The 1,963-nt window shown below is 38.2% G+C and carries 1 protein-coding gene; it reads right to left on the reverse strand.

Annotated elements, in window-relative coordinates; all coding sequences use genetic code 11:
* Positions 1–1,963, reverse strand: a 1,963-nt coding sequence (locus tag K5S59_RS27595) for a Cna B-type domain-containing protein (protein ID WP_220784106.1), incomplete at both ends; no start/stop codon positions are given.

Raw genomic sequence — 1,963 nt, forward strand, 5'->3', positions numbered from 1 at the left:
GTTTTGTAAAAGATCTACTTTGATCATTTCCGGACGATCTTTCGCGTTATCGTCTTTCCATGTTTTCGTTCCTTCTACTTTCGTTTCGCCCACTTTTGTATTCGTGATGTCATAACCTTTTACTTTGGATTCATATCCTTCAACTGCTTGTTCTTTCACTTCATACTTGTACGCTACTCCGTTTGCATCGTATGCTTGCAGTTTTTCAAACGTGTACTTCCAATTTGTTGCTTTACTTACTTCTTTCGTGTCAATTACTTGACCGTTTTGTAGTAAGTCTACTTTGATTGTGCTTGGACGATCTGTTGCATTGTTATCGTTCCATGTTTTTGTTCCTTCTACTTTCGTTTCGCCCACTTTTGTATTCGTGATGTCATAACCTTTTACTTTGGATTCATATCCTTCAACTGCTTGTTCTTTCACTTCATACTTGTATGCCTTACCTTCTGCATCGTAAGCTTGTAGTTTTTCAAACGTGTACTTCCATTCACTTGCTGCTGTTACTTCTTTTGTGTCTACTACTTGACCGTTTTGTAGTAAGTCTACCTTGATCATTGTTGGACGATCTGTTGCATTATCGTCGTTCCATGTCTTCGTTCCTTCTACTTTTGTTTCGCCTACTTTTGTATTTGTGATGTCATAACCGTGTACGTCAGATTGGTATCCCGCTACTGGCTGTTCCTTCACTTCATACTTGTACGCTACTCCATTTGCGTCATATGCTTCTACATCTGCAAATGCATATTTCCAGTTTGTTGCCGCTGTTGCTTCTTTTGTATCTACTACTTTACCATTTTGTAGTAAGTCTACTTTAATCAAGCTTGGACGATCTTTTGCGTTGTTATCGTTCCACGTTTTTGTTCCTTCTACTGTCAATTTCGCTACTTTTGTATTCGTAATTTCATAACCTTTTACCTCGGATTTATATCCGGCTACTGGCTGTTCTTTTACTTCATACTTGTACGCTACTCCATTTTCATCGTATGCTTGGAGATTTTCAAACGTATACTTCCAGTTTGTTTCTGCTGTTACTTCTTTTGTATCTATTACTTTACCATTTTGTAAAAGGTCTACTTTGATCATTGTCGGACGATCTTTCGCATTATCGTCGTTCCATGTCTTCGTTCCTTCTACTTTTGTTTCGCCTATTTTTGTATTTGTGATGTCATAACCATTTACTTTGGATTCATATCCAGCCACCGGTTGTTCCTTCACTTCATACTTGTATGCTACTCCATTTTCATCATACGCTGCTAAATCTTTGAATTCATATTTCCAACCTGCTGCTTTGCTTACTTCTTTTGTGTCTACTACTTTATCGTTTTGGAATAAGTCTACTTTGATGGCTTTATGTTCTTCCTCTGTGCCACCTTTCCATGTCTTCATTCCTTCTACTTTTGTTTTGCCTACTTTTGTATTCGTGATGTCAGTACCACTTACTTTGGATTCATATCCTGGTACTGCTTGTTCTTTCACTTCATACTTATATGCTGCTCCGTCTGCATCATATGCTTGGAGATTTTCAAATGTGTACTTCCATTCTGTTGCCGCTGTTACTTCCTTTGTATCTACTACTTTACCGTTTTGTAAAAGATCTACTTTGATTATTTCCGGACGATCTTTCGCGTTATCGTCTTTCCATGTTTTCGTTCCTTCTACTTTTGTTTCGCCTACTTTTGTATTTGTGATGTCAGTACCACTTACTTTGGATTCATATCCAGCTACCGGTTGTTCCTTCACTTTATACTTGTACGCTACTCCTTCCGCATCATATGCTTCTAGATCTGCGAATATATATTTCCAACCCATTACTGCTAGTACGTCGTGTGTTTGAATCACGTTCCCGTTTTGTAGTAAGTCTACTTTGATCATTGTCGGACGGTCTGTTGCATTTCCGTCTTTCCATGTCTTCGTTCCTTCTACTTTTGTTTTGCCTACTTTTGTATTCGTGATGTCAGTACCA

Source organism: Bacillus sp. BML-BC051, from assembly GCF_019656175.1.
GTDB lineage: Bacteria > Bacillota > Bacilli > Bacillales > Bacillaceae_G > Bacillus_A > Bacillus_A mobilis.